25 protein-coding genes are annotated in these 24,681 nt (G+C 68.0%); 13 read left to right on the forward strand and 12 right to left on the reverse strand.

Going from position 1 to position 24,681, the window contains the following annotated elements; genetic code table 11:
* Nucleotides 1-12: 12 nt before the first annotated feature.
* The 3 genes from QZX79_RS08255 (at nt 13) to QZX79_RS08265 (ending at nt 2,703) form a co-directional block, all read left to right on the forward strand.
* Entirely contained in the window at nt 13-960 is a 948-nt protein-coding gene (locus QZX79_RS08255; protein WP_294567438.1) for an acyl-CoA thioesterase, read from the forward strand.
* A gap of 62 nt (nt 961-1,022) precedes the next feature.
* On the forward strand, nt 1,023-1,892 hold the full coding sequence (locus tag QZX79_RS08260; RefSeq protein ID WP_294567440.1) for an aldo/keto reductase: 870 nt from the start codon (nt 1,023-1,025) through the stop codon (nt 1,890-1,892).
* 109 nt (nt 1,893-2,001) lie between these two features.
* On the forward strand, nt 2,002-2,703 hold the full coding sequence (locus QZX79_RS08265) for a type 1 glutamine amidotransferase domain-containing protein (protein WP_294567442.1): 702 nt from the start codon (nt 2,002-2,004) through the stop codon (nt 2,701-2,703).
* A gap of 175 nt (nt 2,704-2,878) precedes the next feature.
* Here QZX79_RS08265 and QZX79_RS08270 read toward each other — a convergent pair whose 3' ends face one another.
* The gene (locus QZX79_RS08270) at nt 2,879-3,667 is read right to left on the reverse strand and encodes a nitrilase-related carbon-nitrogen hydrolase (protein ID WP_294567487.1); all 789 of its coding nucleotides are present in this window, start codon (nt 3,665-3,667) and stop codon (nt 2,879-2,881) included.
* A gap of 146 nt (nt 3,668-3,813) precedes the next feature.
* Here QZX79_RS08270 and QZX79_RS08275 point away from each other — a divergent pair, with 146 nt between their 5' ends.
* The 4 genes from QZX79_RS08275 (at nt 3,814) to QZX79_RS08290 (ending at nt 7,295) form a co-directional block, all read left to right on the forward strand.
* Complete coding sequence (locus tag QZX79_RS08275) at nt 3,814-3,987, forward strand: hypothetical protein (RefSeq protein WP_294567444.1); 174 nt, start codon at nt 3,814-3,816, stop codon at nt 3,985-3,987.
* Complete coding sequence (locus QZX79_RS08280; RefSeq protein ID WP_294567446.1) at nt 3,984-5,450, forward strand: cytosine permease; 1,467 nt, start codon at nt 3,984-3,986, stop codon at nt 5,448-5,450. Before QZX79_RS08275 ends, QZX79_RS08280 begins: the two co-directional genes overlap by 4 nt.
* The gene (locus tag QZX79_RS08285; RefSeq protein ID WP_294567448.1) at nt 5,447-6,544 is read left to right on the forward strand and encodes an alcohol dehydrogenase catalytic domain-containing protein; all 1,098 of its coding nucleotides are present in this window, start codon (nt 5,447-5,449) and stop codon (nt 6,542-6,544) included. The genes QZX79_RS08280 and QZX79_RS08285 overlap by 4 nt, the downstream gene beginning before the upstream one ends.
* Nucleotides 6,545-6,653: 109 nt before the next feature.
* Nucleotides 6,654-7,295: a TetR/AcrR family transcriptional regulator C-terminal domain-containing protein gene (locus QZX79_RS08290; RefSeq protein WP_294567450.1), complete on the forward strand. Its 642-nt coding sequence runs from the start codon at nt 6,654-6,656 to the stop codon at nt 7,293-7,295.
* An 82-nt stretch (nt 7,296-7,377) separates the two neighbouring features.
* On the opposite strand, the gene QZX79_RS08295 is transcribed toward QZX79_RS08290, so the two are convergent.
* The 4 genes from QZX79_RS08295 to QZX79_RS08310 form a co-directional block, all read right to left on the reverse strand.
* Entirely contained in the window at nt 7,378-9,009 is a 1,632-nt protein-coding gene (locus QZX79_RS08295; RefSeq protein ID WP_294567489.1) for an alpha-amylase family glycosyl hydrolase, read from the reverse strand.
* Nucleotides 9,010-9,083: 74 nt separating this feature from the next.
* Nucleotides 9,084-9,977, reverse strand: a complete 894-nt coding sequence (locus tag QZX79_RS08300) for a carbohydrate ABC transporter permease (RefSeq protein WP_294567452.1) — start codon at nt 9,975-9,977, stop codon at nt 9,084-9,086.
* Nucleotides 9,977-10,867, reverse strand: a complete 891-nt coding sequence (locus QZX79_RS08305; RefSeq protein WP_120167168.1) for a carbohydrate ABC transporter permease — start codon at nt 10,865-10,867, stop codon at nt 9,977-9,979. The genes QZX79_RS08300 and QZX79_RS08305 overlap by 1 nt, the downstream gene beginning before the upstream one ends.
* Nucleotides 10,864-12,135: an ABC transporter substrate-binding protein gene (locus QZX79_RS08310; protein WP_294567455.1), complete on the reverse strand. Its 1,272-nt coding sequence runs from the start codon at nt 12,133-12,135 to the stop codon at nt 10,864-10,866. The genes QZX79_RS08305 and QZX79_RS08310 overlap by 4 nt, the downstream gene beginning before the upstream one ends.
* 132 nt (nt 12,136-12,267) lie before the next feature.
* Between QZX79_RS08310 and QZX79_RS08315 the strand changes: the two genes are divergently transcribed.
* Nucleotides 12,268-13,407, forward strand: coding sequence for an ROK family transcriptional regulator (locus tag QZX79_RS08315; protein ID WP_294567457.1), 1,140 nt, complete (start codon nt 12,268-12,270; stop codon nt 13,405-13,407).
* Nucleotides 13,408-13,489: 82 nt separating this feature from the next.
* On the opposite strand, the gene QZX79_RS08320 is transcribed toward QZX79_RS08315, so the two are convergent.
* Nucleotides 13,490-14,509, reverse strand: coding sequence for an LLM class flavin-dependent oxidoreductase (locus QZX79_RS08320; protein WP_294567459.1), 1,020 nt, complete (start codon nt 14,507-14,509; stop codon nt 13,490-13,492).
* Nucleotides 14,510-14,547: 38 nt separating this feature from the next.
* Complete coding sequence (locus QZX79_RS08325; protein WP_294567461.1) at nt 14,548-15,111, reverse strand: gluconokinase; 564 nt, start codon at nt 15,109-15,111, stop codon at nt 14,548-14,550.
* A gap of 124 nt (nt 15,112-15,235) precedes the next feature.
* Here QZX79_RS08325 and QZX79_RS08330 point away from each other — a divergent pair, with 124 nt between their 5' ends.
* On the forward strand, nt 15,236-15,958 hold the full coding sequence (locus QZX79_RS08330; protein WP_294567463.1) for a potassium channel family protein: 723 nt from the start codon (nt 15,236-15,238) through the stop codon (nt 15,956-15,958).
* Nucleotides 15,959-16,005: 47 nt separating this feature from the next.
* Nucleotides 16,006-16,665: an NADPH-dependent F420 reductase gene (locus tag QZX79_RS08335; protein WP_294567465.1), complete on the forward strand. Its 660-nt coding sequence runs from the start codon at nt 16,006-16,008 to the stop codon at nt 16,663-16,665.
* Nucleotide 16,666: 1 nt separating this feature from the next.
* Here QZX79_RS08335 and QZX79_RS08340 read toward each other — a convergent pair whose 3' ends face one another.
* Nucleotides 16,667-17,158, reverse strand: coding sequence for a hypothetical protein (locus tag QZX79_RS08340; RefSeq protein ID WP_294567467.1), 492 nt, complete (start codon nt 17,156-17,158; stop codon nt 16,667-16,669).
* Nucleotides 17,159-17,830: 672 nt separating this feature from the next.
* On the opposite strand from QZX79_RS08340, the gene QZX79_RS08345 reads away from it, so the two are divergent.
* Nucleotides 17,831-18,415, forward strand: coding sequence for a sigma-70 family RNA polymerase sigma factor (locus tag QZX79_RS08345; protein WP_294567469.1), 585 nt, complete (start codon nt 17,831-17,833; stop codon nt 18,413-18,415).
* Nucleotides 18,416-18,529: 114 nt separating this feature from the next.
* Nucleotides 18,530-19,807 (forward strand): GAF domain-containing sensor histidine kinase, encoded by a 1,278-nt coding sequence (locus QZX79_RS08350; RefSeq protein WP_294567471.1) that lies wholly within the window; start codon nt 18,530-18,532, stop codon nt 19,805-19,807.
* Here the strand turns inward: QZX79_RS08350 and QZX79_RS08355 are convergent.
* The 4 genes from QZX79_RS08355 to QZX79_RS08370 are packed head-to-tail and all read right to left on the reverse strand — an operon-like array spanning nt 19,804 to nt 23,498.
* On the reverse strand, nt 19,804-20,199 hold the full coding sequence (locus QZX79_RS08355; protein ID WP_120167186.1) for a universal stress protein: 396 nt from the start codon (nt 20,197-20,199) through the stop codon (nt 19,804-19,806). The two genes, QZX79_RS08350 and QZX79_RS08355, sit on opposite strands and share 4 nt — an antisense overlap.
* Nucleotides 20,196-21,953 carry a tripartite tricarboxylate transporter permease gene (locus QZX79_RS08360; RefSeq protein ID WP_294567474.1) on the reverse strand — a complete coding sequence of 586 codons (1,758 nt, stop codon included), beginning with the start codon at nt 21,951-21,953 and terminating at the stop codon, nt 20,196-20,198. The genes QZX79_RS08355 and QZX79_RS08360 overlap by 4 nt, the downstream gene beginning before the upstream one ends.
* A complete protein-coding gene (locus tag QZX79_RS08365) occupies nt 21,946-22,488 on the reverse strand; it encodes a tripartite tricarboxylate transporter TctB family protein (protein ID WP_294567476.1) in 543 nt (180 codons plus the stop codon). The genes QZX79_RS08360 and QZX79_RS08365 overlap by 8 nt, the downstream gene beginning before the upstream one ends.
* A gap of 2 nt (nt 22,489-22,490) precedes the next feature.
* The gene (locus tag QZX79_RS08370; RefSeq protein WP_294567478.1) at nt 22,491-23,498 is read right to left on the reverse strand and encodes a tripartite tricarboxylate transporter substrate binding protein; all 1,008 of its coding nucleotides are present in this window, start codon (nt 23,496-23,498) and stop codon (nt 22,491-22,493) included.
* A gap of 172 nt (nt 23,499-23,670) precedes the next feature.
* Here QZX79_RS08370 and QZX79_RS08375 point away from each other — a divergent pair.
* A partial coding sequence (locus tag QZX79_RS08375; protein WP_294567481.1) for a PAS domain-containing protein occupies nt 23,671-24,681 on the forward strand: 1,011 nt, incomplete at its 3' end.

Genomic DNA, 24,681 nt, shown 5'->3' on the forward strand with positions numbered 1-24,681 from the left:
GTGGATGAACCGATGAGCTCCCGCGGCACCATGGTCCTGCGCTTCCTCGCCGCCCCGACCGACGTCGCCGTCGGCGGCAGCACCGTGCAGGCCGGCCGGGTGCTCGAGTGGATCGACAAGGCAGGGTTCGCCTGTGCCGTCGGCTGGAGCGGCGGCTACTGCGTCACCGCCTACGTCGGGGACGTCCGGTTCACCCGGCCCATCCCCGCCGGCAGCCTCATCGAGGCCCATGCCAAGCTGATCTACACCGGCAGCACCAGCATGCACATCCTGGTCAGCGTCCTCTCCGCGAACCCCCGCTCCGGCCGGTACGAGGAGGCCACCGAGTGCCTCCTCGTGTTCGTCGCCGTCGACGACGCCGGCGCCCCGCGGCGCGTGCCCGAATGGACCCCCTCAACCGATGAGGAACGCGCCTTCCATGCGGCGGCCGCGGAGCGCATCCCGATCCGGTCGGAGATCAAAAAGGAGGTGGCCCGCACCACCTACACCGCGGCCGGGTCCGGGCCGCAGATGATCTTCCGGTTCCTCACGGCGCCCACCGACGCGAACTGGAGCGGCAAGACCCACGGCGGCACGGTGATGGCCTGGATCGACGAGACGGCCTTCGCCTGCGCCACCGGATGGTGCCGGCAGAACACCGCTGCCGTCTACGCCGGCGGCATCCACTTCCACCGGCCCATCCCGGTGGGCCACCTCCTCGAGATCGAGGCGAGGCTGCTGATGACCGGAACCTCGAGCATGCACATCGGACTGCGCGTGCGTGCCGCCGACCCGAAGGACCAGGTGATGCATCTCGCCGCACAGTGCCTGAGTGTCTTCGTGGCCCTGGACGACGACGGCCGCGCCGTCCCGGTGCCGGCATATACGCCCGCCACCGATGAGGACGAGGCACTGCAGCGCCATGCGCAAAGGCTCAAGGAGCTCCGCGAAGGCATGCCGGTGCTGGACCTGAGGCCGTAGGCCCCCAGTGACACCGGTCTCCCCGGGCGGAACAACCAGCGCGGCCCGGCCGTTGCGGCAGTATGACTGATACTCCACACCCGTCCACGACTCTGTCCCCGACCATCGACCTCAAGGACCTCGGGACGGTCCACCGGCTGGGCTTCGGCGCCATGCGCATCACCGGCCCGGGCATCTGGGGTGAGCCGGCACACCGAGGCACTGCCATCGACGTCGTGCGCCGTGCCGTCGAGCTCGGGGTGGACTTCATCGACACCGCCGACTCCTACGGGCCCGACGTCAGCGAGGAGATCCTGGCCGAGGCCCTCTACCCCTACCCGGAGGGCGTGCGCATCGCCACGAAGGTCGGCTTTACCCGGCCCGGCCCCAACCGCTGGGTCGCCGTCGGCCGTCCCGAATACCTGCGCCAGCAGACCGAACTCAGCCTCCGCAAACTCCGCGTCGACTCCCTCGACCTGCTCCAGCTGCACCGGATCGATTCCAAGGTCGACGCCGGCGAGCAGTTTGCCACCCTCCGCGACCTCCAGCAGGAAGGCAAGGTGAAGGCCCTCGGCCTGTCCGAGGTCACGGTGGACCAGCTGAAGGAGGCGGAGAAGTACTTCACCGTCTCCACCGTGCAGAACCGGTACAACCTCACCGACCGCACCTCGGAGGACGTCCTGGACTACGCCACGGAGAACGGGATCGGCTTCATCCCCTGGGCGCCGATTTCGGCCGGCGAACTGGCCCTCCCCGGCGGCCCGGTGGACGAGGCAGCCCGGCGGCTGAATGCCAGCGCCTCCCAGGTCGCCCTGGCCTGGCTGCTTCGCCGTTCGCCGGTGATGATGCCGATCCCGGGCACGGGCTCCATCGACCACCTCGAGGACAATATGGGCGCCCTCGGCATCGCGCTCGATGACGCAACCTACGCGCAGCTCGAATCCGCCCGGTGACGCTCCAGGCTGACCCAGGCATAAATACCGGCCCGGGTAGGCTGTCTCCAAGGACACCAATCAACCGATCGGCGTGCCCGCCGGGCGCGCCCGTGAAGGAGTACAACCCATGGCCCGAATCCTGATGGTCGTATCGTCCGCCGACGCCCTCACCCTGAAAGACGGCAGCTCCCACCCAACCGGCGTCTGGGCCGAAGAGCTCGTCGTCGCGCACCGCACCCTCCGTGAGGCCGGGCACGCGGTGCAGCTCGCCTCCCCCGGCGGGGTCAAGCCGACGATTGACGCGGCGAGCCTCGACCCGGAGCAGATCGGCGGCGCCGCCAAGGCCGAGGACTTCCGCTCCTACCTCGCGGACATCGACAACGAGCTTTCCTCCCCCCTGGTCCTGGCGCACGTCAGCGCGTCCGACTTCGACGGCGTCGTGATGCCCGGCGGCCACGGCCCCATGGCCGACCTCGCGGAGAACAAGGATTTCGGCCGGATCCTCGTGGAGACCAACAACGCGGGCAAGGTCATCGCACCGTTCTGCCACGGGCCGGCCGGCCTGCTCAGCGCCGTGGACGAGGACGGCGGCTTCGCCTTCGCCGGACGGCGCATGACCGTGTTCACCAACGAGGAGGAGCTCGCCGGCGGCACCGGCGAGAACACCCCCTGGTTCGTCGAGGACGTGCTGCGCGAGCGGGGCGCGGTCCTTGAGACCTCGGCCGCGTGGAGCAGCGCCGTGGTGCGGGACGGGAACCTGATTACGGGCCAGAACCCGCAGTCAAGCGAGGATGTCGCCAAGGAAGTCATCAAGGCCCTCGCCGAGTAATCTCCGAGGCGTCCGCAGCAGGACGAAATGACGGCGGGCGGTCACCGAAGGGTGGCCGCCCGCCGTCGCTCCCGATGTTCCAATGTTCCGACGTCGTTCCAATGTTCAGACGTCGTTCCAATGTTCCGACGTCGCGATGTCCGCGCCGGGGCCGGCAGGGCAGCGCCGGGCCGGATCAGCCGTACAGCGCCGGGCGCATGCAGGTGAGGTAGGTGTTCAGGCCGCGTGCCCGCTCCACCTCCGACCGATCGACCTCGGCGACGAGCAGTTCCTCCCCGCCGCCGGCGAGCCCGAGGAAGGTGCCGTACGGGCTCGCGATGCTGCTGAACCCGGTGAAGTCGGGGCTCGTGTGGTTGGCGTACGCGACGTAGAGGCCGTTTTCCAGGGCACGGGCCGGCACGAGCAGGGTGGAGATCCGTTCCGCGTTGTAGGTCAGTTCCGGCGGACGCCCTCCCACGTCCCCGGTCGTGGGCACCGCTGTGGGGATGCAGAGCAGGTCCACGCCGCGCCGGGCAGCGCTGCGGGCGAACTCCGGGAACTCAATGTCGTAGCAGATGCCCAGGGCCACCGTGAGGCCCAGCAGGGGCACCGGGTCCGGTAGGTCGTTTCCCGGGGTAAAGACCGACTTCTCCTCGGGCCCGAACAGGTGCGATTTCCGGTACCGGGTGAGCTCCGCCCCCTGCCGGTCGAAGAGCGAGGCAGTGATGTGCCGGCCCTCCCCGGCGGCCTCGACCGTCGACCCGACGAGCGCGATGCGGTGCCGGCGGGCGATGTCGGCCAGTTCGGCCCGGATGCCTTCCCCGTCCGAATCGACGACGAGCGCCGGGGCGTAGCCGGTCGCGAAGAGCTCGGGGGTCACCAGGAGCTCCGCCCCCTGCTCCGCGGCGCGCGCGGCGTAGCCCTTAAGGCGGTGCAGGTTCTCCTCGACGGCGTTGACCGCTCCCGCGGCCTGCAGCACTGCCATTGCCGGCACGGCCCCTCCTCTCCGGGGGCGTCCGCGGGTCCGGGCGCCACTCCAAAATTCGAAACAAAATCCGTTGACAGCCCCCATGATAGGCACAACTATTGATCCAAAACCGAATGACATTCGATTAGTGGAGTGCGAGGACAATGGATTCAGCTGACACCACGACGGCCGCCGAACTACGCCGGCGGCTCACGGAAATCTCGGCGCACGAGCAGAACGATCCATCCCGGAAGGCCTTGTCGGGACGGGACCTGGGCCTGTTTACCGCAGTGGCCCTGGGCATTACCCTGCTCGGCTTCCTGGTGCTGGTCCTGTGAGCGGGACATCCGGGGAGCGGCAGGCGCCTGCTGCTGAAGGCGCGAACGGCGGATCGCTGGGCTCGCTCCCCCTGCTCCTCAAGGAACGGATCTGGAACGGATCCGACTTCACCGGCGTCAACATCAGCCTTGCCATCGCCACCTGGGCGTTCCTCGTCGGCGGGTCAACGGCCCTCCTCGTGGGCTTCCAGCAGGGCATCGCCGCCATGGTGATCGGCAACGCCATTGGTCTCGGTTTCATGATCCTCGCGAGCGTCGTGGCCAGCCAGCGCTACGGCGTCGAGCAGTACACCATCCTCCGGCCGGTGTTCGGGCTGGTCGGCGTGGGCATCCTTGTCTTCACCGTCATCCTGATCACAGAGATGGGCTGGTCGTCGCTGCTCGCGATCATGGTGGGGCGCGCCGTCACCCAGGTGTCGAATTCGACCTTCGGGACCGACTTCGGTCCGGAGAGCCTCATGGTGACGTTCTTCGCGCTTGTCGCCATCGCCGTCTCCTGGTGGATCCTCTCCCGCGGGCCGGTGACCATCGGGCGGTTCAACAAGTTCATCGCACCTGGCCTGATCGTCGTCACGGTGTTCCTGATGATCTTCCTCGTCCTCAACACCTCGTGGGAAGCGCTCCTCACGGCGGCGCCGCTGGCGCCGTTCGAGGACGACCGGCTCAACTTCGCCCTGGCCGTGGAATTCAACGCCGGTGTCGGGGTGTCCTGGTACCCCGTGATGGGCTCGCTCGCCCGCCTGACCAAGACGCCGCGGGCGGCACTGTGGCCCTCCTACGGCGGACTGCTCGGCGCCACCCTGATTGCGCAGATCGTCGGCATGGCTGCGGCCCTGACCCTCGGCGATTCCGACCCGACGGTCTGGATGCTTCCCTTCGGCGGCCCCCTGCTCGGCGCCTTCATCCTGCTGTTCATCGCCTTCGCCAACATCACCAGCACCTCCTCCATCGTCTACTCGACGGTGCTTGCCCTCCGGCAGGCCAGCGGGAACCTGCTCTCGCGGGTGCGGTGGGCGTGGCTGTGCGCCGCGTTCTTCGTCCTGCCGGCCATCCTCGCCTTCTTCCCGGGCTTCATGTACGAGCAGTTCATGGTCTTCGTGACCCTCAGCGGGGCCTTCCTGGCCCCGATGTGCGGGGCGATCATCGCCGACTACTTCGTGCTGCGCCGCCAGCGGGTCGAACTCGAGCACCTCTACCGGCACCGCAGCGACAGCGACTACCACTTTTCCGGCGGAATCAACTGGGCCGGGCTCGGCGCCGTCGCCGCCGGGGCCGTCTTCTACCTGGTGATCTACAACCCGGTCACGCTCACTACCCTGCCGGTCTTCAGCTACATCACGGCGTCCCTGCCCTCGGCCATCGTGGGCGCGGTTGTCTACTATGTGCTGGCGCGGGCCCTCTATGTCCGCCGGGGTATCGGCGGCTACGCACCCGCCGCGGTGAAGGTTGAGGAAAGCGCATGAGCCGCCTCTCCCGCGCCGCGGTGCACCGGACCGGTACGCGGGACCTCGACCTGACAAGTGTCGAAGTGGCCGACCCCGCCCCGGGAACCGTCCTGGTCCGCATGGGAGCCTCGGGGGTCTGCGGGTCGGACCGCCATGTGCTCGACGGCGACTGGACCCTGCCCTCCCCCACCGTGATGGGACACGAAGGGGCCGGCACCGTCGAGGCGGTCGGCGAGGGCGTCACCGATGTCACCGTCGGCGACCGCGTCATCCTCTCCTGGTTCTACCCCTGCCGGCGCTGCACGGCGTGCGTCTCGGGCAGGTCCTACGTGTGCACTGGCAGCCGGTCGGAGGAGTGCCTGCTGCCCGACGGCAGCACCCCGCTCGTCCTCGACGGCGCTAGGGCGTTCCCCTACCTGAGCGTCGGTTCGATGAGCGAGTACGCAGTGGTCCCCGAGGCAGGGGCCATCCGCATCCCGCGCGAGGTGCCCTTCGACGTCGCGAGCCTCATCGGCTGCTCCGTCGCGACCGGATTCGGTGCCGTTGTGAACGACGCCGGAGTCGAGGCCGGAACCTCGGCCGTCGTGGTGGGGAGCGGAGGGGTTGGCCTCTCGATCATCATGGCGCTGCAGCTCGTCGGAGCAAATCCGATCATCGCCGTGGACCTGAGCGAGGAAAAGCTCGTGGCAGCGAAGGCCTTCGGGGCTACCCATACCCTCACGCCCTCGGACGGGCTCGCTGAGGAGATCCACCGGCTGACTGGCGGCGGGGCCTCGTACGCCTTCGAAGCCATCGGGCGGGTCAAGACCATCGAGTCCCTTCCGTCGCTGATCGCGGCGGGGGGCAAGGCCGTGATCGTTGGCCTTCCTCCCGAGGACTCCCCCGTTTCCATCGACGCGCTGGCGCTTGCCGAGGGCGGAAAGTCACTGATTGGATCCAACTATGGCTCCACGGTGCCCGGCCGGGATTTCCCCCGCCTGGCGCAGCTGTTCCTCGCGGGGCGCCTGCCGGTTGATCGTCTCATCTCGCATCGGATTAAGCTGAACGAGGTCAATGAGGCCTTCGAGGCGATGCGCCGGGGCGAGCGGGCACGGAGCGTGATCGTGTTCTAGAACTGCCGGCGGGCACGGAGCCTGATCGTGTTCTGGAACTGCCGGCGGGGCTTCCGCCGGTACGGACGACGGCGGAGGTGCGGCAGCGCACCCCAGGACGGGAGGGACCATGGGGCGTCCACGCCGGGCGATCCTGTCGCCCGAGAAGATCTACCGGGCAGCCCTTGAGCTGGTTGACGAGTTTGGGGACTTCACCCTGCCCGGCCTGGCGCAGCGGCTGAGCGTCAGCCCATCCTCCATCTACCACCACGTCCAGGGACGCCCGGAGATCATCAACGGGATCCGTTCGGTCATCGGCTCGGACGCGCTGGCGTCGGGTGATTTCTTCACCGCCGGCCCGGCCTGGCAGAACCGCGCCGCGGCGTGGGCGCGCAGCTACCGCAGCGCGCTGGGCCAGCACGCCAAGGCCATTCCGCTGCTGGTTGGTGAGGCAGTGACGGACAAGGCCACCCTCGATATCTATGAACAGCTCGCCGCCCTGTTCGCCGGGGCGGGCTTCGGGCCCAATGATGTGGTCGTCGCCGTCACGGCGCTCGACAGCTTCATGCTGGGCTCCACCCTGGACTGGGCGTCCCCGGAGGCGGCCTGGGTGGCTGATCCCGCCTCACAACCGGCCCTGCACGAGGCCTTCGCACTGGCCACCCTGGAGGGACGGCGCTCCGACCTCGGTTTCGAAGTGGGGGTGGAGGCGATCATCACTCATCTGGAGACCCTCCTGCCCGGACACCAGCGGGCGGCCACCAGTAGGTGACCGCCCGCCGTCGTTCGATGATGAAGCGTTCGATGATGAAGCGTCGAATGCGCCATCGCGCGGTGTTCCCGCCCCGGAGTGTTTAGGCTCCCGCGACCACCCACGCGGTGGTGTCGGCGGGAAGCTTCCCGTCGATCAGGGGGCCGCTGCTCACGACGACCCGGCCCGCCGGCAGGTCCACCGGGTCGGCCCCGAAGTTGGTCACCGAGTGCCAGCCACCAGAGCGGGTGAAGTGAAGGACCTCCGGTGCCGAGGGAACCCAGTCGAGCTGCTCGGTGGTCTGGAGTTCCCGGCGCAGCGCCAGGGCACGGCGGTAGAGGTTCAGGGTGGAGTCCCCGCCCTCCTCCTGCACCTCGACGGCGGAGTCGGAGAACCAGTCCGGCTGGGGCAGGTGGGCCGTGTGTCCCCCGAAGCCGAAGGAGGGCCCATCGGCGGTCCAGGGCAGCGGCACCCGGCATCCGTCGCGGCCAACCTCAACGCCCGGGTTGCGGAAGAACGTCGGGTCCTGGCGCGCCTCGTCGGCGATGTCGGCCACCTCGTGCAGGCCCAGCTCCTCACCCTGGTACAGGTAGGCCGAGCCGGGCAGCGCGAACATCAGCAGGGACGCGGCGCGGGCGCGCCGGAGGCCGCGTTCGGCGTCCAGCTCCGGGGTGGTTCCACCGCTGAGCAGCCAGTCGATCCCGGTGGGCTTGCCGTCCCCGGCCGGGGGCAGGCCGTAGCGGGTGGCGTGGCGGACGACGTCGTGGTTGGAGAAGACCCACGTCGAGGAGGCGCCGGAGTTCTCGGCCTCGGTGAGGTTGGTGGTGATGATGCTGCGGAACTGGCCGGGGTTCCAGTCGGCGCGCAGCAGGTCGAAGTTGAACGCCTGGCCGAGCCCGTCGGGGCTGGCGTAGCGGGCCCGACGGGTGGCGTGGACCCAGGCCTCGGCCACGGCGGTGCGCGGCGGGTCGTACTCGTTGAACACCCGGCGCCATTCGGTGTAGATGTCGTGGACCTCGTCGCGGTCCCAGAAGGGGTGCTCGCCGTTGAGGTTTTCGTCCTCGGCGCCCAGCTCGGCCTTCGAGGGAAGCGGGTCGGTGAGGTTCTTGGTCAGCGCATGTGCCACGTCCACCCTGAAGCCGTCGACACCGCGGTCGGACCAGAAGCGCAGCGTCTTCAGGAAGTCATCGCGCACCTCCCGGTTGTCCCAGTTGAGGTCCGGCTGCTCCGGGGCGAAGAGGTGAAGGTACCACTGGCCGTCCTCGGTGCGGTCCCAGGCGGGCCCGCCGAAGACGGACTCCCAGTCCGAGGGCGGCTCCGAGCCGTCCGGGCCCTTGCCGTCGCGGAAGATGTAGCGCTCCCGGGCCGGTGATCCCTTCGGCGAGGCCAGGGCCTCACGGAACCACTCGTGCCGGTTGGAGGTGTGGTTGGGCACGATGTCGGCGATGAGCTTGATCCCGGCACCGTGCAGGGCGGCGACCAGTTCATCGAAGTCCTCAAGTGTTCCGAGCTTCGGGTCGACGTTTCGGTAGTCATCGACGTCGTAGCCGCCGTCGGCCAGGGCCGAGGGGTAGAACGGGCTGAGCCAGACGGCGTCCACCCCCAGGGACGACAGGTAAGGCACCCGCGAGGTGATGCCCCGGATGTCGCCCAGGCCGTCGCCGTTGGAGTCGGCGAAGCTGCGGGGGTAGATCTGGTAGACGGCGGCCTGGCGCCACCAGTTGGGATCCGACATGGAGCCGGTCTGTGCGGAAAGTTCGGCGGTGCTTGTAGCCACGGCGGGGTTTCCTTTCGGTATCTGGGACGAGTTTATTTGGTCGAGCCGCGCATGACGCCGGAGACAACCCAGCGCTGGGCGAACAGGTACACGAGCAGCAGCGGAGCCAGGGCCAGCAGGTAGGAGGCGAAGGCCACCGGGTAGTTGGTGTTGAACTGGCCCTGGAAGATGAACTGGGCCAGCGGGAGGGTCTGGGCGGCCGGGTCCGAGAGGATCACCAGGGGCAATAGGAAGTCGTTCCACGCCCACAGGCAGGTGAGGATGCCCACGGTGGCGTTCATCGGCCCAAGCAGCGGGAAGATGATGCGCCAGAAGATCGTCCAGGTGCTGGCACCGTCGGTGAGGGCGGCCTCCTCGAGCTCGAGCGGGATCGAGCGGATGTAGGCCACGTAGACGAAGATGTTGAACGAGAGTCCGTACACCGTGTAGAGCAGGATCAGGCCGAGCTGGTTATCGAGGCCCAGGATCGCGGTTTCCTTGACCACCGAAAGCAGGATGATCGGGAACGGTACGAAGAGGGCGGCGATGAAGTACAGGTAGAGGCCCTTGAAGAACTTCCGGTGAAGGTTCCGGGCGATGGCGTAGGCGACCATCGAGTTCGTCAGGAGCGTCAGCAGCACCGCCCCGACCGTCACCAGCGCGGTGTTCAGCAGGGCCCGCGGGAACTTGACCGTGGTCCACGCCTCGGCGAAGTTTTCCCAGCGGGCTCCGATGGGCAGTTCGAACCCGGTGCCGCCGAGCTGGTCTGGTGTCTTCAGTGCAGTGACGACGGCGAGGTACAACGGGATGAGCACCGTCAGGGAACAGACCGCGACGAGTGCGGTGAGCCACCAGTTGATCTTCGCGCGGTCGCGCCGCAGAGCCTTGGGGGCGGGCCCGGACGGGGCAGAGGTACGTGGCGCTGCCGATTCGGCTGTAGCTGTCATTAGAACGAAGCCTCCCTGCGCTGCAGGATGCGCAGCTGGACGAATGAGATGGCGATGATGACGATGAGGTAGATCACGGCGTTGGCGGTCTGGTAGCCGTATTCGCCGCCCTCGAACCCGCCACGGTAGATGAGCAGGGAGATCGATTCCGTCGACGTGCCCGGTCCGCCGGCGGTCAGGGAGACGATCTGGTCGAACACCTGCAGGAAGTTCTTCAGGGACAGAACCATGTTGATGGTGAAGAACGCCCCGATGAGGGGGAAGGTGATGGACCGGAACTGCCGCCATGAGGAGGCGCCGTCGAGCGAGGCCGCCTCGTACAGCTCACCGCCGATGGTCTGCAGCCCGGCCAGGTAGATGATGATGTTGAAGGCGGCCGCCTGCCAGACGGAGAGGATCACCACGCCGATCCAGGCCGTATCGGCGCCGGCGAGGATGCTCGTGGTCAGGGCGTTGATCCCCAGTGCTTCCGCGATCGCCGGGACGGAGTTGGAGAACAGGTAGTTGAAGACGTATCCGACGATGAGGATCGACAGGATGTTCGGGATGAAGAAAATCCCGCGGAAGCCCGTCTTGAACTTGATCCGCCCGTTGAGGGCGATGGCCACGGCCAGGGAGATGACGTTGACCGCGATGGTCGAGACGATTGCGAACAGGAAGGTGAACCCGTAGGCGTTGAGGATCCGGTCGTCGCGGAAGAGGTTGATGTAGTTGCTCAGCCCGACGAAGGACCACTCACCGTAGCCGGCGTAGTTGGTGAAGCTGAAGTAGATTCCGCTCAGCAGCGGCACGGTGTGGAACACCGCGAAGATCACCAGCGCCGGGAGGACCATGAAGTAAAAGACCCGAGGAGTCTTGCGGCCGACGTTCGGCCGTGTCAGCGTGCTCATGGGGTGTCCTTCTCATTGCTGATGGTGCGGGCGGCGATCTTGTTCCACTCGTTGTCCAGTGATGCGAGGAGGTTGTCGGTGCTACCTCCGAGGGCGAACTCCTGGAGCAGCGGCGCCAGCGGCAGGCTTGAGGGGATCTGGTGGTCGATGAAGCCGATCAGGCGTCCCTCGGTGAAGTAGGGGGCGAGCCCCTCGAGGGCCGGATCCTCATTGGGCGGGCTGGTCTTCAGGGGTGAGAAGGCGCTCTGCTCCTTCGCGTACGCCTCGACGACCTCCTGGGAGAGGAGGAACTCCGTGAACCTGCGTGCCTCCTCGGGGTGCTCGGTGTCGCGTCCGATGGAGATCCCGACGTCGACGCCGGAGACGACGACGGTCTCGGCGGGGTCATTGCTGGCGGGGTAGGGGAACGAGCCGATGTTGGCGTCAGGATTGGCGGCCCGGATCGCCGGGATCGCGTAGCTGCCCTGGAGGTACATCGCTGCCTCGCCGGCGCCGAAGGCCGCGTTGCCCGCGTTGTAGTCCTTGCCCGGCGCATCGGGCTGGCCGTAGGAGAACAGCGTCTTCAACTTCTCCGCCGCTTCCGGGTAGTCCTTGGAGAAGGACACATCGCCGTCCTTGGACAACAGATCCTCGAAGAAGCCCTCGGGCTGGAGGGCGCCGCCGAGGTTCACGAAGGCCGGCCCAACGGTCCAGGCATCCTTCAGCGTTGTGTAAAAGGGCGTCACCCCGTTGGCCTTGAAGGTCTCGGCCGCTTCGATCAGCTCATCCCAGGTCCGGGGAGGAGCCACGTCGTACTTGGCGAAGATGTCCTTGTTGTACAGGATGCCGCTGGCGTTGCTGGAGAACGGCAGCGCGTTGACCTCCGAGGGAGTGCGGGTGCCGAGTTCCTGGACAATGTCCTTGACCGCCGGAAGCACGGTATCGGCGGCGGGATGGTCGCTGAGGTCGGCGAAGACGCCCGCCTCGGCGAGCTTGCCGTAGTTGCCGTTGGTGTTGAGGGTCAGGACGTCGGGTGTCTTGTTCTTCACCAGGAGCGTGCGGATGGCGGTGTCGGCATTGGGCACATGGTTCTGCACCACGTTGATGCCGGGATTCTGGGCTTCGAACTCGCTGATGATTTTGTCGAAACTGCCGACGGCTTCCGGCTTGAACTGGAAGAAATCGAGGGTCACGACGTCGGTGTCGGTGGGCGCGCAGGCGGACAGCATCAGCGCTGTCGCGGCCGCGGTGGCGAAAATCTTCGCTCGAACCCGGCGCTGTATAAACATGAGATTATTTTTACCTTGAAATAAAGTAGAGTGTCAAAAGGCCCCAGGACACCCATCCGGGGCTTTCCTGCGTAGTTCTTGAGTGGTGTTACAGTTACGGTGAAAATAATCACGGCATCTCCGGAGGCGGCCATGGAATCGGTCCTCGCTCTCTCCCCGGACAGTCCCGTCCGCAGCATCGCGCGCGAGGTGCTGATCCACGGCCCGATTTCGAGGTCCAACCTGGCCTCCCGCCTCGGCCTCTCGGTCGCGAGCCTCACCCGGCTCAGCAAACCGCTGCTTGACGCCGGGGTGGTGCGCGAGAGGAACGAATTGGTCCCCGGCGGAGTCGGCCGCCCGACACGCCCGCTGGAGATCGTTCCGGAGGCGCACCGGTTCGTCGGCATCAAGCTCAGCGGCACGAGCGCGGCGGGCGTTGCGACGAACCTCCGCTCGGACTCCCTCGGCACGGCCGAGAGACTCCTGCCGAGCCATGATGTCGCCGACGTGGTCTCGACGATCCTGGCGGTCATCGAGGACCTTGGCGGCGCCTCGCAGTTCAGCGGCGTCGGCATCAGCATCGGCGGAAAGCTCAGCGCTGACGGCGTCGTGGTCCGTGCCCCGTTCCTTGGCTGGCGGGACGTGCCCCTGGCCCGCCTGATCGGGGATGAGGTGGCGGTCCCGGTGGCCGTGGAGAACGACGTCGTCGCCCTCACCATGGCCGAACACTGGTTCGGCGGCGGGCGCGGGGAGACCGACTTCGCCGTCCTCACCGTCGGTGCCGGCGTGGGGTACGGGTTGGTGCTCAACGACACGGTCATCGCGCCGCCGGATGCCGGCCTCGGCCTCCTCGGCCACTACCCGCTCGACCCATCGGGCCCCCTGTGCCTTGAGGGCCACCGCGGGTGTTCCTCGGCCGTCCTGACCATCCCGGCGATCTGCGCCCAGGTCGCCGCCGCCACCGGCCGGCAGTGCAAGTATGAGGACATCCTCGACATGGCCCGCGCGGGCCATCCCGTTGCAAGGGCGGTGATGGACGCCGCGGGCACCGCCCTGGGAACGTTGATCGCCGCCGTTGGGAATCTGACGATGGTTGACCTCGTCGTGCTCTCCGGCGAGGGGATGGAACTCGCCGATGTTTCTCCCGAAAAGATCGACGCGGCGATTGCGAGCCACCGGGACCCCGAAGCGACGCCGATCCGGCTGAAGCGTCAGCCGACCGACTTCGGCGAGTGGGCCCGGGGCGCCGCCGCCGTCGTCATCCAGCGCTCAATCCTCGGCACCCTGCGCTAGTCCTCTGACCGCGTCAGCGGCGGGCGGCCCCCCTACTGGCCGCCCGCCGCTGGCTGTCCTCAGGCCCCGGCCTGCCGCCGGCTCAGCGCCAGCCCGCCGCGGGCGCTACATGCCGAACGATGCTGTCGAGGAGCGTCGCGTTGTACTCGACGCCGAGCTGGTTCGGGATGGTCAGCAGGACGGTGTCAGCTGCCTGCACCGCCGCATCGGCGGCGAGCTGCGCGGCGATGGCGTCCGGTTCCCCGATGTAGCTCTTGCCGAAGCGGGCCTGGACGCCGCCGAGGTTGCCGACCTGGTCGGTGGCCTCGAGCTGTGCCCTCACCCCGAAGTAGTAGCGGTCCTCGTCGGTGACCAGGGGGAACACGCTGCGGCTCACCGACACGCGTGGGCTTCCCGCGTGCCCGGCCGAGGCCCACGCTGCGCGGAAGACCTCAATCTGCTCGGCCTGGAGCTGGTCGAAGGGAACCCCGGTATCCTCGGTCAGCAGGGTGGAGCTCATGAGGTTCATACCCTGCTCCCCCGCCCACTTGGCGGTGGCGCGGGTGCCCGATCCCCACCAGATGCGTCCACTGAGCCCCGGGGCCTGTGGATCGATGGCCAACTGCCCCGCGGACCCCGTCATCCGGGGGTCGGCGTCGGCGATTCCCGCCCCGGCGATGGCGGCGCGGAAGATGGCCGTCTTCCGGCGCGCGTCGTCGGCGTCGGAGAGCCCCTCGGCCGGCACGTAGCCGAACTTCTCATAGCCGCGCAGGGCCGGTTCGGGTGATCCCCGGCTGACTCCGAGCTGCAGCCGGCCGTTGCTGATCAGGTCGGTGACGGCCGCTTCCTCCGCCATGTACAGGGGGTTCTCGTAACGCATGTCGATGATGCCCGTCCCCAGCTCAATGCGGCTGGTGCGGGCCGCCATCGCCGCCAGCAGCGGGAAGGGCGAGGCGAACTGGGGGGCGAAGTGGTGCACCCGCAGGAACGCGCCGTCGACGCCGACCTCCTCGGCGGCGACCGCGAGCTCCACCATCTGCTGCAGGGCGTCCCGTGCCGTGGGCACGAGGGAACCTTGGACATCCTGGTAGTGCCCGAAGGACAGGAAACCTATTTTCTTCATCCCCGGGTAGCGTCCCGGGCCCGCCCCTTATTCCCCGGTCAATCTTCCCCTGCCGCTCTTTCCCTGTCGCTGCCCGGGGTCTCATCCTCGGGGGGCAGGCCCCTCAGATAGTCGGCGGCCTGGTCCACGATCTGCTCGAGGGACAGGCTCAGGTCGACGGTGACACCGCGCTCGTCTTCCTGCAGGGTCTGCAGAACCTCGTACTGGGACACCAGCAGCGAGGGCGGCATGAACTGATGCCGGCGGTTGGCCACGCGTTCGGCCACCACCTCCATCGGCCCGTGCGGGTGGACCATCACCGCGGCCGGCGCGAAGCTGCGCAGCAGGTCGCGGTAGGAACGCTTCAGCGCAGAGCAGGCCACGACGATGCCTTGGTCTCCGCCCTGCGCGAGCCTCTCGCCCACGGCCCGCAGCCAGGGCAGGCGTTCGGTGTCGGTGAGGGGCGTGCCTGCTGCCATGAGTTTCCGGTTGTGCTCGGAATGCAGGTCGTCGCCGTCGACGAAGTCGGCGCCGAGGCGGGCGGCCAGCAGGGTGCCGACCGTGGTCTTGCCGGAGCCCTGCACCCCCATGACGACGATCGGTGGAAGCTGGGTTTGCGGCACGGTTGACCCTTCGTCGGACCGCGGGGTAGGCGCGGGCGGGGAGATGGACGTCTGAGCATTCTACAAAGCGGTCCCCGGATCGCCACAGGCGCGGGCGGCGGAGATGCCACCCTAGGATTCAGCTATGACTTCTGAGATGTGGCGGGCGCGCACCGAGTGGCCCCTGGCCGGGGCCGCGGTCCTCTTCCTCCTGCTTTATTCGGTCCAGGTGATTCTGCCGCTGAGTCCGGCCGAGTCCTCCCTGCTGGCCGCCGTGAACTGGGCCATTTGGGCGGTCTTCCTCCTTGACTTCGTGGTGAACCTCGCGCTGGCGGAGCGGCGGTGGCACTGGCTGCTCCGGAACCTCCACGAACTTCTCATCCTGGTCCTGCCCATGCTGCGGCCGCTGCGCCTACTGCGGTTGCTGACCCTGCTGCGGGTGCTGAACAGGGCCGGAGGAGACGCGCTCCGCGGCCGGCTGGCGCTCTATGTCCTGACCTCCTCCGCTATCCTTTCCTATGCCGGCGCCCTGGCGGTGCTCGATGTGGAGCAGGATGCCCAGAAGGGCAATATCCTCACCATCGGCGATGCCCTCTGGTGGTCCCTGACGACCGTGACCTCCGTGGGCTATGGCGACCACTTCCCCGTCACGGTACCCGGCCGGCTGGTTGCCTCGGGGCTCATGGTGCTCGGCATCGCGGTCCTCGGCGTCGTGACCGCCACCGTGGCCTCCTGGCTGGTGGAGAGCGTCTCGACCGGATCGCCCGACGACTCCGCCGACGCCGTGCGGCAGGAGCTTGCTGCGGTGCGCGCCCAGCTTGCCGACCTCACTGACCAGCTCGCGGCCGGGCGCCGGCCGCCGGAGTGAGTCCGGCGGGGGTGGACGGCGCGTCAGGAAACCGGGTTGGATGAGGCATGAGCAAACACACGACGACACTCGGCCTGATCGGCAGCGGCCACATTGGCTCGCAGCTGGCACGCCTCGCTGTCTCCCGCGGATACGACGTAATCCTCAGCAACTCCCGCGGCCCGGCGACCCTGGCCGACCTCGTGGCCGAGCTCGGTCCGCGGGCCCGGGCGGCCACGAGCGCCGAAGCGGCGGCGGCGGGTGACATCGTCGTCGTCACGGTCCCCCTCAAGGGCTACCGGAATCTCCCCGCGGAGGCGCTGGCCGGAAAGGTGGTCATCGACACCTGCAACTACTACCCCCAGCGGGACGGCCGGATCCCCGAGCTCGACGACGAAAGCACCACCACCAGCGAACTGATTCAGGCGCAGCTGCCCGGCGCGCGCGTCGTGAAGGCCTTCAACAACATCTACTTTGCCGACCTGCGGGAGGGATCGCCCGCCGGGACGCCAAACCGGCGGGCCCTGCCGATCGCCGGGAACGACGAGGCGGCGAAGGCCACCGTCGCGGCGATGATCGATGAATTCGGCTTCGACGTCATCGACGCCGGACCGCTGGCCGAGGGCTGGCGGTTTCAGCGCGATACACCCGCCTACGTCACCCCGGCGGACGCCGACGGGATGCGGGAAGCGCTCGGGCGTGCGAAGCGGTACGCCGACGCGGGCTGAACTAGCCGGAGACGGGTTTGCCGGTGAGGAGTTCTCCGGCGAGCCGTCCCAGCTCATCCTGGGTCACCAGGTCGGGCTCGGTGGTTCCGATCTGCTGGGCCGACGCGACGGTGGCGCCCTCCCTGGCCATGACCCCGATGATGTACATGGTCTGACCGGTGGGCAGGGCCTGGGCCATCAGGAAGGACACCGTTTCTCCACCCACTGGATCGATGGGCAGTTCCTCCATGGTGACCGAGACCGTCTGGCCTTCGATGGTCATGGTGAACTCCGTACATCCCGACGTGTTGATGTCCAGGCTCTGCGCCAAAAGGTCCGGATTGTCGTTGGACGCGAGGGACACAACGGTGATCGAGCCGGCTGGGTCGGGGATGCCGATCCCCGCGGCCGCCGCAGCGTCCTCGGGGATCTGTTGCAGGCTCTTGTTCGCCATCTCCGCGCATGCCGCCGGCTCGATCACGGCCGCGTCGAGTCCCATCTTGACCAGATCCATCCCTGCCGCCTGCTGATCCGGCGGCACCGGAGTAAACGGCCGGCCCTGGGCGTCCAGGAGCCCGGCTACGCGTGCCTCCAGTTCCGCCGGCGGCAGCACTTCCGGTGCGGCGGGCGGCTTGGCCGGAGCCGTCGATGCAGGGACTGTCGGCTCTGGGTCCGCAGAGACGGGCCGGGTGGGATCCGGCGAGGCGACGGATTCAGCTGGAGAACCCTCCGCCTCCGCCCCGGGGCCGGGGCCGAGCACGCCACAGCCCGAGAGCAATACTCCGACAGTCAGCAGGGCGCTCACGCGCGCGCCGATTCTTCCCATGTTTTCCCCCATTGAATCCCCCGCATGCGTCGTAATCAGCACAGCGTACACGCAGGGCTTGTCTCCCGCCCGGCTGGTCCACCAAAGCCTCCGAAGTTTTGGCCGCCCCGCACCGGCTGCGTCCGGACCGAGAAAAAAGTAAGTAGGTGTATTGCTCGATTGTCTAAATAAATGTCATACTCGAATTCTTCGCTGGGGAGTGGATACACAATCGGTCTATGCGGCAGGACGCAGGCAGGACCTCCACGAGCCGGGGAGGGTTGGTCCACGAACAGAGCAGGTTTTCATGCCGGGCAACACTCAAGCGACGGGTGCGCATCCTTTAGCTTGCGCATGCTCGGACTCAGGGACCCTGCAGCCATGACCGCCAACAGCTCAACGACCCCCACTCTGCTGCGGCTCCTTGAGGAGGTGGCGGGCGGCAGCGAGCCGGCGTTTGAGTCGCTCTACGAGCAGACCGTCCGCCGGGTGTACCGGGTGGCCCTGAATGTAATCAAGAACCCGGCGATGGCGGCCGAGATCGTTCAGGAGGTGTATCTGCTCGTCTGGACGTCGGCCGGAAAGTACGATCCCTCCCTGGGCTCGCCCCAGACCTGGATCCTCACCCTCGCCCACCGGCGGGCGGTGGACCGCGTCCGCAGTGAGCAGAGTTCCTCCGAACGCGGTGCGCGCCACGCCCAGGAAATGGGTGCGCTCAAGCACGATTCAATCGACGAGACGGTCCACCGCTCCCTGATGGCCGAGACGGTCCGCAGGTGCCTCTCCTCCCTGACCGACCACCAGGCCGAGGCCATCCGGCTCGCCTACTACGGCGGCCTGACCTATGTCGAGGTCGCCGAGGCACTCAACCTCAAGGTCCCCACGGCGAAGTCCCGCATCCAGAGCGGTCTGACGAAACTCCGCCGCACACTCGAGGTCGAGGGGTACGACGCCTACTCCCGGTAGGCCCCCGCCTATCGAACGCACCGGCCGCCTCCCCGCGCCTACAGCGTCTGAATTCGCGCGATGCGGTAGCTTGGGGTATTCCTGACCCGGTCTCGATTCACCCCAGGGGGAGCAATGCAGGATGCGCTTATCGATCAGCCCCGCCTGGAGGAGCTTTCCCGCCAGGCCGTGCTGCGCGCGTATGGGCTTCCCTCCCACGCAGGGGAAGCCACCTCCGGTGAGGTTTCTCCTCCACCGGAACTGTTGAACCTGGTCCGGCTCGCGGTGCAGATCACCGGAATGGCCTCGGGTGCCATCAACATCATCACCGCGGACGAGCAGCACACGATCGCCGCGCACGGCATCAAGCCGGAGGTCTGCTCCCGGGAGGACTCGATGTGCTCCAAGGTATTCCAGTCGGGTGAGATCACTGTGGTGCCCGACGCCACCCGGGACCACCGCTTCGTCAACAATCCCTTCGTCAACGGAGTGAAGTTCAGCATCCGCTCCTACGCCTCGGTGCCGCTGGTCTCCCCGGCAGGCTCGGCCCTCGGCTCGCTCTGCGTCTTCACAAGCGATCGCCAGGACCTTGATCCGGAGCGCCGGGAGGGCCTTGAAATTCTCGCATCGCAGGTCATCGAGGTGCTCGAACTGCAGCTGAGGACCCGGCAGCTCGCCGATGCACTGGCCACCGTCCGGCGCAGCAACGAGGACCTCGCAGGGTTCGCGGCCCGGGTCAGCCACGATCTCAAGAATCCACTCACGGCCATCCTTGGCTATGCGGAACTCGGCGAGCAGGACGACTCGGTGTCGGGGCCCGCTGCAGGCTACCTCCGGATCATCCGGGGAAGCGCCGGCCGGATGCTCGAGACGGTCCAGGAGGTCCTTGGCTTTTCCCGGGTCGGTGGCAGCATCACGCGGGAGCGGGTTCCGCTGGCCGCCGCCGTCTCCGCCGTCCGGCAGGACATCCTGCCGCTGGTGCGGGACTCCGGGGCGGGCATCACCGCCGCCGACGCCGAGCTGGACGCCGACCCGACGCTGCTTCGCGCCCTGCTGCAGAACCTCATCGCTAATGCGATCAAGTACTCCCGCCCCGATGCCGCCCCGCGCATTGCGGTGCTCGCCGAGACCGGTGACACCCAGGTCCTCACCGTCGTGGATAACGGCAAGGGCATCGCCACCGAGGACCGCACCCGGGTCCTCGAGCCGCTGGTACGGCTGTCCCGCGAGGGCGATCCGCCAGGCACCGGGATCGGCCTTGCGACCTGCGCCCGTATCGCCGCGGCCCACGGCGGGAGCGTCTCGATCACCGACACTCCGGGCGGCGGAACAACGGTGAGGGTCGATCTGGGCCCGGCCGGTCCCCTCGGTGCCTCCGGCCCTGCCGGAACGGCGCCGAGGGGCAGGGCTTAAGGCAGCTTCACCGCCAGCACGTTGCACCGGGCCGAAAGCAGGATCGTCTGCGCGGTGGAGCCCATGATGAGCTTGCCAACCGGCGTGCGGTGCCGCAGCCCGATCACCAGGAGTTCGGCGTTCAGGCTTTCGGCGGCCTCGAGGACCTCCTCGGCCGCCGTGGCGTCGGAGGTGCCGTGCCGGATCTCGTATTTCACATTCGAGGCCGCCAGTTTTCCCTCAAGCCGGGACACATCCGTGTCATCGGCGTAGCCGGGGTCAACGAGCCGGTCCGCGCGGGTGGTGTTCACCACCACCAGCCCGGCGTCCCGTCGCCGCGCCTCGTGGATCGCCTCCTCCACCGCTGCGTCTCCGAGGGCGTTGGGCACGTAGCCGACAACGATCGTGCTCATGGGCCTTCCTTTCGGTTCTTGGTGCTTGAAGCTCCGGAGTGGGCCCCACCGGACACGGTGTCCGGCCCGTGAGCGCTCCTGGCGCCGGGGACGCCGGCCGCCGCACCCGGATCAGCGGGTCCAACGGGATCACCGGACACCGCGGGCGCCGTACCGGAGGTCCCGTCGGCGTCCGGACCGCCCGGGGCGGCCGAAGCGCGGGGAGTACCGGTGCCGTCATCGACGTCGTCCTCGAGGTCGGCGGTGGTCTCCGCCTCCAGCGCGCTCTGACGCTTCCTCATCCAGAAGGACAGGACGAAGATGATAATGAGCACCACGTAGATGACTGCGGCGATTGGCGAGGACACCAGCGCCACCGGATCGCCCTGGGAGATGGCCAGGGAGCGCCGCAGCTGGTTCTCGAAGATCGGGCCAAGGATCAGGCCGACCACCATGGGTGCAACCGGGTAGCCGAAGCGCCGCATGAAGAACCCGAGGATGCCAAGGATCAGCAGGATGATCACGTCAATGGGCGTGAAGTTCACCGAGAACGCACCCAGGGCGGCGAACACGAGGATGCCGGCGTAGAGGTAGGGCCGCGGGATCTGGAGGATCTTGACCCAGATGCCCACCAGGGGAAGGTTGAGCACCAGCAGCATGAGGTTGCCGACATAGAGGCTGGCGATCAGGGCCCATACCAGCGCGCTGTCGTTTTCGAAGAGCTGCGGCCCCACCGGGATCTGGTAGCGCTGGAATGCCACCAGGAGCATCGCGGCGGTGGCGGTGGTGGGGATGCCGAGGGTCAGCAACGGCACCAGCACACCGGCGGCTGCGGCATTGTTCGCCGCCTCCGGTCCGGCGACGCCCTCAATGGCGCCCTTGCCGAACTGCTTCTTCCGGGCGCCCTTGGCGAGCTTGCGCTCGGAGGCGTAGGAGAGGAAGGTGGCGACGTCGGCGCCTCCGGCCGGGATGGTGCCGACGGGGAAGCCGATCACGGTGCCGCGGAGCCAGGGCCGCCAGGAGCGCCTCCAGTCCTCCTTGCGCATCCACTTGGTCCAGCCGCCCGTCACCGGGATGACCTTGATGGGCCCGTGGCGCAGCCGGGAGGCGACGTAGAGTGCCTCGCCGACCGCGAACAGCGCGACGGCGACGAGGACGACGTCGATCCCGTCCGCAAGGAACGGGCTGCCGAAGGTGTACCGCTGCTGGGCTGTCAGCGAATCGAAGCCCATGGTGGCGATGAACAGGCCAAGGGCCAGGGACGCGAGGCCGCGCAGCACCGAGGACCCCAGCAGGGCCCCGACGGTCAGGAAGGCGACGACCATGAGGGCGACGTACTCGACCGGGCCGATCTGCACGGCGAATGCCGCCACGTAGGGGGCGACGAAGCTCAGCAGGACGGTGGCGATGGTGCCGGCGATGAACGAGCCGACCGCCGCGGTGGCCAGCGCGGCGGCGCCGCGGCCGGCCTTGGCCATCCGGTTGCCCTCGAGGGCCGTGACGATCGAGGACGACTCCCCGGGGGTGTTGAGCAGGATGGAGGTGGTCGAGCCGCCGTACATTCCGCCGTAGTAGATGCCGGCGAAGACGATGATGGCCGCCGTCGGCTCCAGGCTGTAGGTCAGCGGCATCAGCAGCGCCACGGTCATGGCGGGCCCGATGCCGGGAAGCACCCCGACGGCGGTGCCCACGAGCACCCCGCCCAGTGCGAACAGCAGGTACATCGGCTGCGCCGCGACGGCGAAGCCTTCGAGCAGGCTCATGAAGTTATCCACTGAACACACCGAACCCTTCGAGGAAGCCCGCGGGCAGGGAGACACCGAGCAGCCCGGCGAAGACGAACTGCAGGACGAGCGCCAGGACGATGGCGGTGATCAGGTTGCGGAACCAGGGCCGGGCACCGAGGGACCACGCGGCACCGAAGAACAGCACCGCGGCCGCAATGGGCCAGCCCAGGGGCACGATCAGGAAGGAGTGGAGCAGGACGAAGCCGGCGAGCTTCCCGACGGTTGCCCAGTCGGTGGCAATGTTCGGGTCGACGTCCTCCCCCTCCTCCGGCACGCCGGTCCCGCCGCGCAGCAGCTGGATGACAAGGCCCGTCCCGACGAGGACGAGCATGCCCGAGACCAGGTAGGGGAAGGCCTTGGGGCCGATGTCGCTGGCGGAGGGCGGGGTCTGGATGGATGCCCCGGCAACGAATCCCACCACGCCGACGCTGATCACGATGAGCGCGAAGATGAGCTCTCCGATCGGCCGGCCGGGAGCGGCGGTGGTGCCGCTCCCGGCGGGACTGGATGTTGACGTGCTCATGGCTACAGCAGGCCGATCTCGGTCAGGGTGGTCTTCACCGTGGCGATGTCCTCGGTGAGGAAGGTGTCGAACTCATCGCCGGTCAGGAACGCATCGGACCAGTTGTTCTCCTTGAGGGTCGTCTTCCAGGCCTCGGTCTCGTGGAGGTCGGTGACGAGTTCGGTGAGCTTGTCGGCCTGCGCCTCGTCGATCGACCCCGGGGCGACGACGCCGCGCCAGTTGGTGAGCACCACATCGATGCCCTGGTCGGTGAGGGTCTGGACCTCGGGAAGCTGCGGGGCGGCCTCCTCGCCGGAGACGGCGAGGGCGCGCAGCTTGCCGGCCTCGACCTGCTCGGCGTATTCGCCGACGCCGGAGATGCCGGCGTTCACCTTGTTGCCCAGCAGCGCGGCGAGGGATTCCCCGCCTCCTGAGTACGGGATGTAGTTCAGCTTGTCGGGGGCGATACCGGCCTCCTTGAGGACCATTCCGGCGAGGATATGGTCTGCGCCGCCGGCGGAGCCGCCGGTGATGGAGACGCCCTGGCCCTTCGCCTCGATGTCATCGAGGAGGTCCTGCATGTTCTGGTACGGCGAGTCGGCCGGGACGACGACGACGAGCGGCTCGTCCGTCATGCGGGCGATCGGCGTCGTGTCCTCGATGCGGTTGGCCGCGTTGTTCGTCTCCACCGCTCCGACCATCACGTAGCCCATGACCATCAGGGTGTTCGGGTCGGTCTCGGTGGCGAGCTGGGCCAGCCCGTTGGTTCCGCCGGCACCGCCGACGTTGACCACGGAGGCCGTCTCGACGAGGTCGTTGTCCTGCAGGTCCTTCTGCATGGCGCGGCCGGTCTGGTCCCAGCCGCCGCCCGGGTCGGCCGGGACCACGATGTTGAGCTTTTCGATGGCGTCGCCGCCCCCGCCCCCGGTGGTGCTCTCGGTCATCGAGCCGCAGGCGGAAAGAGCAAGCGCGGAGGCCAGGGCGAGTGCTGTCAGGGGAGTTCGGCGCGAGCCGGCTGGGTTGATCTTCATGGGGGTGTCTCTTCCTTGAGATGTGATGTGGATCACCACGCTCGTTTCAGCGTAGGAACGTGTCAAAGGCAGCGGAAGAATACGGTCGTAACGCTCGTATTGGTCTTTATGGTCCCGGCGATCGGGTGGAATTCCGCGCCGCAGCGGCCCGCCGCCGTGCCACAATGGGCGCATGGTCCGGACGATGTCGCTGCGGTTCCAGCTGTTCCTGCTGCAGTTGTTCATCGTGCTCGCCGTCGTCCTGGTGGCCGGATCCACGGCCGTCGCGAGCCAGATGCAGCAGATCCGCGACCAGTATGAGGACCGCATGGTGGGGGTGGCGCAGTCGGTGGCGCAGCTGCCCTCGATCATCGAGGCGTTCGACGACCCGGAGCCGAGCGCCACTATCCAGCCGATCGCCGACCTGATCGCCCAGTCCACCGGGGTGACGTACGTGGTGGTGACCGACGAACGCGGGGTGAGGTATTCCCACCCGAACCCGGAGCTGATCGGCAAGGTCGTCTCCACCGACCCGTCGGTCCCGCTCTCCGGCGAAATCTACGTCGGTACGCAGACCGGCACCCTCGGCGAGTCGTGGCGCGTGAAGGTTCCGATCTACTCCGCGGCAGGCGAGATTATCGGCACGGCCTCGGTGGGCACCCTTGAGTCCGAGCTTCGGGAGGACCTCTTCGAGGACCTCCCCCGCCTGCTGATCTGGCTGGTCGCTGCGGCGCTGGTCGGCTCGGCCGGTTCCATCTACATCTCCCGCCTGGTCTGGCGCCGCATCTACAAGCTTGAACCCGAGGAAATCGCGTCCCTGCTCGAGACGCGCGACGCCATGCTCCACGGCATCAGCGAGGGAATGGTGGCCGTTGACGAGAACGGCCGGATCGCCCTGATGAACGACGAGGCCAAGCGGCTGCTCGAGCTCGACGACGCCGCCACCGGCCGACACGCCTCCGAGGTGCTCGATCCCGCCCTCGCCCGGCTCCTCACCTCCCCCGGTGACGCCGACGAGACAGTCCTCGTGGGCGAGCGGGTCCTGCTGGCACGGACCACCGACGCCGTCGTCGACTCCAAGCGGGTGGGCACCGTGATGATCCTTCGCGACCGCACCGAACTCCACCAGCTCCTGACGGACCTGGACGGAGCCCGGGACGTCACCGCCGCCCTGCGCGCGCAGGCCCATGAGTTCGCCAACCGC

This window comes from uncultured Arthrobacter sp., assembly GCF_902805515.1.
GTDB lineage: Bacteria > Actinomycetota > Actinomycetes > Actinomycetales > Micrococcaceae > Arthrobacter_D.

Bases quoted from the DNA above. Each gene is read 5' to 3' on its own strand.
- QZX79_RS08255 (WP_294567438.1), top strand. From the start codon at position 13: ATGAGCTCCCGCGGCACCATGGTCCTGCGCTTCCTCGCCGCCCCGACC.
- QZX79_RS08260 (WP_294567440.1), top strand. From the start codon at position 1,023: ATGACTGATACTCCACACCCGTCCACGACTCTGTCCCCGACCATCGAC.
- QZX79_RS08265 (WP_294567442.1), top strand. From the start codon at position 2,002: ATGGCCCGAATCCTGATGGTCGTATCGTCCGCCGACGCCCTCACCCTG.
- QZX79_RS08270 (WP_294567487.1), bottom strand. From the start codon at position 3,667: ATGGCAGTGCTGCAGGCCGCGGGAGCGGTCAACGCCGTCGAGGAGAAC.
- QZX79_RS08275 (WP_294567444.1), top strand. From the start codon at position 3,814: ATGGATTCAGCTGACACCACGACGGCCGCCGAACTACGCCGGCGGCTC.
- QZX79_RS08285 (WP_294567448.1), top strand. From the start codon at position 5,447: ATGAGCCGCCTCTCCCGCGCCGCGGTGCACCGGACCGGTACGCGGGAC.
- QZX79_RS08290 (WP_294567450.1), top strand. From the start codon at position 6,654: ATGGGGCGTCCACGCCGGGCGATCCTGTCGCCCGAGAAGATCTACCGG.
- QZX79_RS08295 (WP_294567489.1), bottom strand. From the start codon at position 9,009: ATGTCGGATCCCAACTGGTGGCGCCAGGCCGCCGTCTACCAGATCTAC.
- QZX79_RS08300 (WP_294567452.1), bottom strand. From the start codon at position 9,977: ATGACAGCTACAGCCGAATCGGCAGCGCCACGTACCTCTGCCCCGTCC.
- QZX79_RS08305 (WP_120167168.1), bottom strand. From the start codon at position 10,867: ATGAGCACGCTGACACGGCCGAACGTCGGCCGCAAGACTCCTCGGGTC.
- QZX79_RS08310 (WP_294567455.1), bottom strand. From the start codon at position 12,135: ATGTTTATACAGCGCCGGGTTCGAGCGAAGATTTTCGCCACCGCGGCC.
- QZX79_RS08315 (WP_294567457.1), top strand. From the start codon at position 12,268: ATGGAATCGGTCCTCGCTCTCTCCCCGGACAGTCCCGTCCGCAGCATC.
- QZX79_RS08320 (WP_294567459.1), bottom strand. From the start codon at position 14,509: ATGAAGAAAATAGGTTTCCTGTCCTTCGGGCACTACCAGGATGTCCAA.
- QZX79_RS08330 (WP_294567463.1), top strand. From the start codon at position 15,236: ATGACTTCTGAGATGTGGCGGGCGCGCACCGAGTGGCCCCTGGCCGGG.
- QZX79_RS08335 (WP_294567465.1), top strand. From the start codon at position 16,006: ATGAGCAAACACACGACGACACTCGGCCTGATCGGCAGCGGCCACATT.
- QZX79_RS08340 (WP_294567467.1), bottom strand. From the start codon at position 17,158: ATGGATCTGGTCAAGATGGGACTCGACGCGGCCGTGATCGAGCCGGCG.
- QZX79_RS08345 (WP_294567469.1), top strand. From the start codon at position 17,831: ATGACCGCCAACAGCTCAACGACCCCCACTCTGCTGCGGCTCCTTGAG.
- QZX79_RS08350 (WP_294567471.1), top strand. From the start codon at position 18,530: ATGCAGGATGCGCTTATCGATCAGCCCCGCCTGGAGGAGCTTTCCCGC.
- QZX79_RS08355 (WP_120167186.1), bottom strand. From the start codon at position 20,199: ATGAGCACGATCGTTGTCGGCTACGTGCCCAACGCCCTCGGAGACGCA.
- QZX79_RS08365 (WP_294567476.1), bottom strand. From the start codon at position 22,488: ATGAGCACGTCAACATCCAGTCCCGCCGGGAGCGGCACCACCGCCGCT.
- QZX79_RS08370 (WP_294567478.1), bottom strand. From the start codon at position 23,498: ATGAAGATCAACCCAGCCGGCTCGCGCCGAACTCCCCTGACAGCACTC.